This window comes from Actinomadura logoneensis, from assembly GCF_003428695.1.
GTDB classification, from domain to species: Bacteria; Actinomycetota; Actinomycetes; order Streptosporangiales; family Streptosporangiaceae; genus Spirillospora; species Spirillospora logoneensis.
The window spans coordinates 1-8,247 of record NZ_QURH01000956.1 but is presented as its reverse complement, the minus strand read 5'-3'; the positions used below and the strand labels follow the sequence as shown (position 1 = coordinate 8,247).

The 8,247-nt window shown below is 73.0% G+C and carries 10 protein-coding genes and 1 pseudogene; 1 reads left to right on the top strand and 10 read right to left on the bottom strand.

The window, feature by feature from the left end; all coding sequences use genetic code 11:
• From DZF91_RS32375 to DZF91_RS32335, 9 genes are all read right to left on the bottom strand, one after another.
• Positions 1-311, bottom strand: a 311-nt coding sequence (locus DZF91_RS32375) for a DUF3040 domain-containing protein (protein WP_235834726.1), incomplete at its 3' end; no start/stop codon positions are given.
• A gap of 173 nt (positions 312-484) precedes the next feature.
• Positions 485-1,762: a DNA polymerase IV gene (locus DZF91_RS32370; RefSeq protein ID WP_117360857.1), complete on the bottom strand. Its 1,278-nt coding sequence runs from the start codon at positions 1,760-1,762 to the stop codon at positions 485-487.
• Positions 1,763-1,833: 71 nt separating this feature from the next.
• Positions 1,834-2,607 carry a methyltransferase domain-containing protein gene (locus DZF91_RS32365; RefSeq protein WP_117360856.1) on the bottom strand — a complete coding sequence of 258 codons (774 nt, stop codon included), beginning with the start codon at positions 2,605-2,607 and terminating at the stop codon, positions 1,834-1,836.
• A gap of 100 nt (positions 2,608-2,707) precedes the next feature.
• Positions 2,708-3,124, bottom strand: coding sequence for a transcription antitermination factor NusB (nusB, locus tag DZF91_RS32360; RefSeq protein ID WP_117360855.1), 417 nt, complete (start codon positions 3,122-3,124; stop codon positions 2,708-2,710).
• Complete coding sequence (gene efp / locus DZF91_RS32355; RefSeq protein WP_117360854.1) at positions 3,124-3,681, bottom strand: elongation factor P; 558 nt, start codon at positions 3,679-3,681, stop codon at positions 3,124-3,126. The genes nusB and efp overlap by 1 nt, the downstream gene beginning before the upstream one ends.
• A 45-nt stretch (positions 3,682-3,726) precedes the next feature.
• Positions 3,727-4,806 (bottom strand): M24 family metallopeptidase, encoded by a 1,080-nt coding sequence (locus DZF91_RS32350; protein ID WP_117360859.1) that lies wholly within the window; start codon positions 4,804-4,806, stop codon positions 3,727-3,729.
• A gap of 125 nt (positions 4,807-4,931) precedes the next feature.
• Positions 4,932-5,978: an LLM class F420-dependent oxidoreductase gene (locus tag DZF91_RS32345; RefSeq protein WP_117360853.1), complete on the bottom strand. Its 1,047-nt coding sequence runs from the start codon at positions 5,976-5,978 to the stop codon at positions 4,932-4,934.
• A 66-nt stretch (positions 5,979-6,044) separates the two neighbouring features.
• Complete coding sequence (locus DZF91_RS32340) at positions 6,045-6,713, bottom strand: enoyl-CoA hydratase-related protein (protein ID WP_117360852.1); 669 nt, start codon at positions 6,711-6,713, stop codon at positions 6,045-6,047.
• Between the two features lie 36 nt (positions 6,714-6,749).
• Positions 6,750-7,190 (bottom strand): PaaI family thioesterase, encoded by a 441-nt coding sequence (locus tag DZF91_RS32335; protein WP_235834725.1) that lies wholly within the window; start codon positions 7,188-7,190, stop codon positions 6,750-6,752.
• Between the two features lie 117 nt (positions 7,191-7,307).
• Between DZF91_RS32335 and DZF91_RS32330 the strand changes: the two genes are divergently transcribed.
• On the top strand, positions 7,308-7,877 hold the full coding sequence (locus tag DZF91_RS32330; protein ID WP_117360851.1) for a TetR/AcrR family transcriptional regulator: 570 nt from the start codon (positions 7,308-7,310) through the stop codon (positions 7,875-7,877).
• Here DZF91_RS32330 and DZF91_RS32325 read toward each other — a convergent pair.
• A pseudogene (locus DZF91_RS32325) lies at positions 7,878-8,247 on the bottom strand (MFS transporter); the annotation flags it as partial.

Here is an 8,247-nt window from a genome sequence, read left to right as displayed (position 1 = left end):
CGGGCCGGGCGGCCGGCGGCGGCGCGGCGGCCGCGGGCGGCGGGTTCGGCGACGCCGGTCATGCGCTTCCAGCTGGTGAGCGCCCACACGCAGCAGGCGACCATGACCAGGAAGCCGGCCACGCTGACCGCGATGGTGATCGCGCCGGCGTTGGCCACCAGCCCGGCCATCAGGGCGGCCACGCCCACGGTGAAGCCCAGTGCGGCCTTGATCATCTGGCGCTTGTAGTGCACCTGAGGACTCGTCGAACGCACCGCATGGGCGAACTTCGGATCCTCGGCGTACAACGCCTGCTCGATCTGGTCGAGCATGCGCTGCTCGTGATCAGAGAGCGGCACGGCGCCTCCCAACGACAGCCCCGCCACGGGGTTTCCGAAGCAGGACGAGAACCTCAACGGTGATATGCCCAGAATACGAGCCAGGACAGGCCAGCGAAAGCGAACGGCCTACCGCGGCCCCTCCCCCGTTCATCTCCCCATCCGCCTCATCCCCTCCCGTCACCGTGCTCCCGCGCGTCCCGGCCCGCGGGGCGTCCGCCGCCGCGCCGCACCAGGGCGGCGGGACGGACCGCGCCGTGGCCGAACCGGCTCGCGACCTGGTCGATCACCCGTTCCGCCTCCCGCCAGCCGGTCTCCGGTTCGTCCAGTGCCAGCTGCCGGGGAGCGTCGTCGGCGGACGTCAGGTTCTCCACCCGAACGCCCACCAGCCGGAGTCGTACCCGATCCCAGCCCGAGGCCTCATAGAGCTCGCAGGCTGTGACATAGATCACTCTCGCGAGGTCGGTGGGCTCCCGGAGGGTCCGGGACCGGGTGATCGTCTTGAAGTCGCCGTCGCGGAGTTTGACGCTCACCGTGCGCCCGGCGTGCCCGCCCGCGCGCAGCCGCGCGCCGACCTTCTCCGCCAGCCGGAGCAGTTCGCGGCGGATCTCGTCCGGGTCGTCCAGGTCGGTGTCGAACGTCTCCTCGGCGCCGATGCTCTTGTCCACGCTCTCCGGGACGACCGGACGCGGGTCACGGCCCCACGCGAGCGCGTGCAGGTGGCCGCCGAGCGCGTTGCCCAGCTCGCGCTGGAGGGTCGCCAGGGGGACGCGCGCGAGCTGCCCGACGGTGCGCAGGCCGAGGCGGGTCAGCTGCTGCTCGGTGCGCTCGCCCACGCCCCAGAGCGCCGCGACGGGCAGCGCGTGCAGGAACTCCTCCACGCCGTCGGCCGGGACGACCATGAGGCCGTCGGGCTTGCAGCGGGTGGACGCCAGCTTCGCGACGAACTTGGTGGGCGCCACGCCGACCGAGCAGGTCACGCCCTGCTGCTCGCGGACCCTCTCGCGGACGAGCCGGGCGATCTCGGCCGGCCGCCCGTACAGCTTGCGCGCGCCCGCGACGTCGAGGAACGCCTCGTCCACCGACAGCGGCTCGACCAGCGGAGTCACCGACCGGAAGATCTCGAACACCGCGCGGGACACCGCCACGTACCGCTCGTGCCGGGGCGGCAGCACCACCGCGTGCGGGCACAGCCGCCGCGCCCGCGACATCGGCATCGCCGAGTGGACGCCGTACTCGCGCGCCTCGTAGGACGCCGCCGACACCACGCCCCGGCCGCCGACCCCGCCGACGACCACCGGACGGCCGCGCAGCTCGGGCCGGTCGAGCAGTTCGACGCTCACGAAGAACGCGTCCATGTCGACGTGCAGGATCGAGCAGCCGGTGTCGTCGCCGGGCGGGCCGGGCGGGGGCCCGGGGCGGTGCAGCTGCTGCTTGCGGCTCATGCGCCCAACCTAGTCGCCCCGGCCGACATTCCGGCCGCTCAGCGCGGGTCCCCCGGCCGGGTGACGCGCGGTCACGGGCGTTCGGCGACCAGGTGCAGCTGGGCGGCCAGCTCGCGCAGCACCGGGTGGACGGACGCGGCGCGCTCCAGGGCGAGCAGGTCCTCGGCGGCGCCCACGTCGTCGAGCAGCGCGCTCGGGACCAGGTCGGCGAAGATCCGGACGCCATGCGTCTCGCGGGCGGTGAGGCCCGCGCCGGCGGCCAGTTCGGTCAGCGTCTCGCGGGTGAAGCGGCGCGGCATCCGGTCGTGCTCGCCCCACCGGCCGTCCGGGTCCTCCAGCACGGCCCGGGCGTCGGCGAACCGGCCGGCGGCGGCCCGGTGCAGCGCGGCGGCGACCTGGCCCGCGACCAGCACGCTCACCGCGCCGCCGGGCCGGACGACCCGGGTCAGCGCGTGCGTCGCGGCGGCGGGGTCGTCCACGAACTCCAGGACGTTGTGGCACAGCACCAGGTCGGCGGAGGACTCGCCGAGCACCTCGGGCAGGTCGACCGCGTCGCCCTGCAGCGCGCGCACGCTCACGCCCGCCTCGGCGGCGCGCCGCTCCAGCGCGGCGAGCGCGTCGGGGCTGGCGTCCACCACGGTCACCCGGTGGCCGAGTTCGGCCAGCGGCACGGCGAACCCGCCGGTGCCGCCGCCGACGTCGACCACGTCGCACGGGCCCTGCCCGGACACGCGCGCGAGCACCTCGCGCAGCACGTCCCAGAGGACCGCGCCGCGCACCCGGCCGCCGCCGCGGCTCTGCCAGGTCCGCCGGCCGGGCACGGCCGTCTCCCTCTCACCGGTCATGTCCCCCACCCCTAGGCTGTGATCCAAAGTCCCGGCCCGCCGACGAGCGGGCCCCGTCCGCGCGCCGGGGAGCGGTGCCCCGGGCGTCCGGACGGTGGTGTCAGACGGACAGGGACGGCTTCAGCTGCTGGATGCGGGCGAGCAGGCCGTTGACGAAGCGCGGGGACTCGTCGGTGGACAGCTCGGTCGCGAGCGACACCGCCTCGCTGACCGCGACGCCGTCCGGGACGTCGTCCACCCAGAGCAGCTCGAACAGGCCCATCCGCAGGATGTTGCGGTCGACGACCGGCATCCGGTCGAGGGTCCAGCCGGTCGCGTAGGTGGTGATGAGCTCGTCGATCCGCTCGGCGTGCTCCTGCACGCCCTCGACGATCCGCACGGCGTGCGGGTATTCCGCGAGCTCGCCCTGGTTCGGCCGGCCGCGCTGCTGGAGGACCTCGGTGGGCCGCTCCTCGCGCAGCTCGGCCGCGAACAGCACGTCCAGGGCGAGCTTGCGGGCCTTGGTCCTGGCCGCCATCAGGCCCGACCGAGGTACTCGCCGGAGCGGGTGTCGACCTTGATCTTCTCGCCCGTGGTGATGAACAGCGGCACCTGGATCTCGGCGCCGGTCTCCAGGGTGGCGGGCTTGGAGCCGCCGGTGGAGCGGTCGCCCTGCAGGCCCGGCTCGGTCTCGGCGATCTCGAGCACCACGGCGGCGGGCAGCTCGACGTAGAGCGGGTTGCCCTCGTTGAAGGCGATCATCGCCTTCTGGTCGGGGAGCATGTAGTCGGCCGCGCTGCCGACGACCGAGGCCGGGATCTGCGGCTGCTCGTAGGTCTCGGTGTCCATGAAGACGAAGTCCTCGCCCTCGCGGTACAGGTACGTCATGTCCCGCTTGTCGACGGAGGCGACCTCCACCTTGCTGCCCGCGTTGAAGGTCTTGTCGACGATCTTGCCCGTGAGCACGTTCTTGATCTTCGTGCGGACGAACGCGGGGCCCTTGCCGGGCTTGACGTGCTGGAACTCCTGGACGGTCCAGAGGCCGTTGTCCAGCTTCAGCGTCATGCCGTTCTTCAGGTCGTTCGTCGTCGCCACAGGTGTTCTCCCGCTCGGCGGACCGCGTCTCGTCAGCCGGGTCGGCTAGAGGACGAGCAGGTCCTTGGTCGTCTTGGTGAGGAGCTCCGGCCCGCCCGTCCGCGCCACGAGGGTGTCCTCGATGCGGACACCGCCCCGGCCGGCGAGGTAGACCCCCGGCTCGGCGGTGATCGGAACTCGATCCACCAGCTTACCGGTCGCGCGGGTGCTCATGAGCGGAGCCTCGTGGATCTCCAGGCCGACGCCGTGCCCCAGCCCGTGCGTGAAGTCGTCCCCGAACCCGGCCTCGGCGATCAGGTCGCGGGCCGCGGCGTCCACCGCCCGGTACTCGGCGCCGGGGACGGCGGCGTCCACGGCGGCCTGCTGCGCGCGTCTGACCAGCTCGTACAGGTCGCGCTGCCAGGCCGCGGGCTCCCCGACCGCGACGGTGCGGGTCATGTCGGCGTGGTAGCCGCCGACCAGCGCGCCGAAGTCGAAGGTGACCAGGTCGCCCGCCGCGAGCTCCCGCGCGCCGGGCGAATGATGCGGGATCGCGCCGTTGGGTCCGGACGCGACGATGGTGTCGAACGCGAGTCCGTCCGCGCCGTGGTCGATCATGTGCCGGTCGAGCCGGATCGCCAGCGCGCGCTCGGTGATCCCCGGGCGGACGGACGGCAGCAGCGCGGCGAACGCCTCGTCGGTGATCTCGCAGGCGCGCCGGAGCAGGGCGATCTCGTCCTCGTCCTTGACGACGCGCAGCTCCTCGACCGGATGGCCGAGCGGCTTGAACGCGATGCCGCGGTCGAGCGCCGCCAGCTCGGCGTGCCGCTCGACGGTGAGGTCGTGCGGCTCGAAGCCGAGCGTGCCCGCCCCGGCGTCGGCGGCGAGCCCGACCAGGGCGCCGGCCGTGTCCCGGTCGATCACGAGCTCCAGGTCGGACGCGACCTGCTCGGCCGTCCCGGCGTAGCGTCCGTCGGTGCTGAGCAGGTCCGGGCCGTCCACGCGGACGAGCACGGCGGCGTTCGAGCTGTGCAGCCCGGTCAGGTACCGGACGTTGACCGGCCGGGTCACCAGCAGGGCGTCCGCCCCGGCGGCCCCGACCGCCGCGGCCAGCGCCGAGCGGCGCTCGCGTCGTCTCTCGCTCATGATCGGAGAGTAGTTCATCCCGGACGGCGGACGGCGAGCAGAGCGCGGCGATCGGCGGAGGCGCGGGAGCGCCCACCGGGCGGGTGGGCGCCCACCAGGCGGGTGGGCGCTCACCGGGACGCGGGTCAGACCTCGTCGGCCATCTTCTTGATCTTCTCGATCAGCGCGATGCGGCCCTTGTGGTCGCCCGCGATCGGCGCGACGTTCAGCGTGGTGACGCCGGACTCCTTCATCGCGGCGAGCCGCTCGCGGACGTGGCCCTCGGAGCCGATCAGGGACATCTTCTCCAGGAGCTCGTACGGGACCTTCGCGGCGGCCTCGTCCTTCTTCCCGGCGAGGTAGAGGTCCTGGATCTCCTCCGCCTCCTTCTCCCACCCGTAGCGGCGGCAGAGGTTGTTGTAGAAGTTCTTGCCCTTGGCGCCCATGCCGCCGATGTACAGCGCCGCCATGGGACGGCCGAACTCCAGGAAGTCCTGCACGTCGTCGCCGATGGCGAGGTGCGCCTGGCCGACGACGTCCAGCTCGCCCAGGGCCGGGTCGCGCTTGGCCCTGCCCGCCGCCAGCGCCTCGCCCCAGACGTCCTTGGCCTTCTCGGGCAGGTAGAAGATCGGCTCCCAGCCGTTGGCGATCTCGGCGGTCATCTCGACGTTCTTCGGGCCGATCGCGGCGATGAGGACGGGGATGTCCGGGCGCACCGGGTGGTTGATGATCTTCAGCGGCTTGCCGAGGCCGGTGCCCTGCCCCTCGGGCAGCGGGATGCTGTAGTGCTTGCCCTCGTGCTGCAGGCGCTCCCGCCGCCACACCTTGCGGCAGATCTCGACGATCTCGCGCGTCCGGCCGAGCGGCGCGGTGTACGGGACGCCGTGGAAGCCCTCGATGACCTGCGGGCCGGACGCGCCGATGCCGAGGGTGAACCGGCCCTCGGAGACGTAGTCCAGCCCGGCGGCGGTCATCGCCATCAGGGTCGGGGTGCGGGAGTAGATCTGGAGGATGCCGGACGCGATCTCCAGCCGCTCGGTCTTCGCCGCGATGTAGCCGAGCTGGCTCACCGCGTCGAAGCTGTACGCCTCGGCGACGTAGACGATGTCGAGACCGGCCTTCTCATAGTCGGCCAGCTCGGCGACGGTCTCCTTGAAGCCGCCCGAGTAGTTCAGGGCCATCCCGATGCGCATGCCCGGCATCCTTCCCGCAGACGAACCGAATCAGGTTCTGATGGACGTAACGTAGCGGCCCGCGCCCTACTCCGGCAGGGCGGGTCCGCGCAGCGCGGCGATCACGTGCTTGTAGAGGCCGACCCGGATGGCCCGGACGGTCCCGCCGTCCTTGCCGGCCAGGGAGGCGGCGAGCTCGACGGCGGCGGGCAGCACCCCGGCCTCGTCGGCCGTCCGCTGGACGATCCCGGCCTCGCGGGCCTGTTCGGCGGCGTACCGGCGGCCGGTGAGCATCGCCTCGTGCGCCACCGGCGCGGTGAGGCGGCCCTGGATCAGGGCGCTCATGCCGGGCGTGAAGCTCATGCCGAGGTCGACCTCGGGCAGGCAGAAGTAGCCGCGGTCGGTGCGCATCACGGCGAAGTCCTGGGCCAGCGCGAGCATCGCGCCGCCGGCGAAGGCGTGCCCGTTGACGGCGGCGACGGTCGGCGCGGGGAGCTCCAGGAACCGGGCGTACAGCGCGTTCACCGACTCCAGGTAGGGGACGAACTCCTCCTGGTGCGCGCCGAGCCACTCCAGGTCGAGGCCGTTGGAGTAGAACTTCCCGGCGCCGGTGGTGACGAGCGCCTTCGGCCCCTCGGCCCGCTCGACCTCGGTCAGCGCCTCGTTCGCGGCGGCGAGGAAGTCGGGGTGGAAGCGGTTCTCGCCCGCGTCCATCCGCAGGACGAAGACATCGCCCTCGCGCTTGAGTTCAATCACGGAGTTCTCCCGTCCGGAAGGGTGGTCGACCGAACCCTACTGCTCGGTAACAGCCGGGAACACCATGCAGGTGGCCGTGCCGTGCGCGACCAGCCTGCCGTCCCCGTCCAGCACGCGGCCCTCGGCCGTCGCGACCCGCCGGCCGACGTGGACGGTCGTCCCCTCGCAGGTCAGCCGCCCGCCCTGGACCGGCACCGCGCGGACGAAGTTGACCTTGAGCTCCAGCGTCGTGTAGCCCGCGCCCTCCGGCAGCGTGGTGTGCACGGCGCAGCTCATCGCCGAGTCCAGCAGCGTGGACAGGACGCCGCCGTGCACCGTCCCGAGCGGGTTGGCGAACTTCGGGTCGGGCGTGAGCCCGAAGACCACGCGGCCCGGCTCCAACGCCTCGGCGGTCATGCCGAGCAGGGCGCCGACACCGATCCCGGCCCGCTCGCCCATCGCGATCGCCTGTTTCAGCTGCTCCAGCCCCGCGGTCAACGCCCACCCCTTCCGGCACGTGTTTCGGACGGTTATGACGACCGTCATGGTCCAGCGTCGCTATGACGATCGTCATGGTCAAGCCGGGAACCTTATGATGAATGTCATAATCGCAGCATGGGTACCGACAGCCGGGAACGCATGGTGCGCAGCGCCGCCTACCTCTTCCGCGAACGCGGCTACTCCGGGACGGGCTTCCGGGACGTCATCGCGCACAGCGGCGCGCCGCGCGGCTCGATCTACCACCACTTCCCCGGCGGCAAGGTGCAGCTCGCCGAGGAGGCCGTCCGGTACGCGGGCGAGTTCCTCAACGCGGGCATCGAGGCCGCCGTGGAGGGCGGCGACGCCGCCTCGGCCGTGGACGCGTTCGTCGGCTGGTGGCGCGGCGTCCTGGTGAAGAGCGAGTTCCGCGCCGGGTGCCCGGTCGTCGCCGTGACGGTCGAGTCGCACGACGACGCCCCGCAGCTTGCCAGGGCCGCCGCCGCCGCGTTCGCCCGCTGGCAGGACACCCTCGCCACCGGCCTGGAGAACGCCGGCGCCTCCCCCGACCGCGCCGCCCGCCTGGCCACCCTGATCGTCTCCGCCGTGGAAGGCGCCACCATCCTCTGCCGCGCCGAGCGCGACCTCCGCCCCCTGGACGCCGTCGTGGCCGAACTCAAGGACCTCGCCCGCACCGCCGTCGACTAGCTAGGAGAGCCGGCTCCGCGGCACGGCGGCCATGGCGGCGGCGGACGCGGTCGCCACCGCGGTGAGCACCCCCGCGCCCGCTCCGGCGACCACCCGCGAGGCGAGGAAGACCCCGATGCCCGGCGAGACCACGGTGAGGACGTTGCCGAGGTCGAACACGCCCAGCGCGACCAGCAGCGCCCTGGCGGTGCTTCCGCGGACCAGCGTCCCCGACAGCAGCGGTCCCGCCAGGGCGTAGGCGGCGGCGAAGGCCGTCACGCACAGGCCGACCGCCGCGAGCGTGGTGCCGAGCGAGGCGGGGATCGAGGGCAGCACCCCGGCGACGGCGGGAGGAAACGCGAAAGCGGCCGTGACCACGTACGTGGTCACG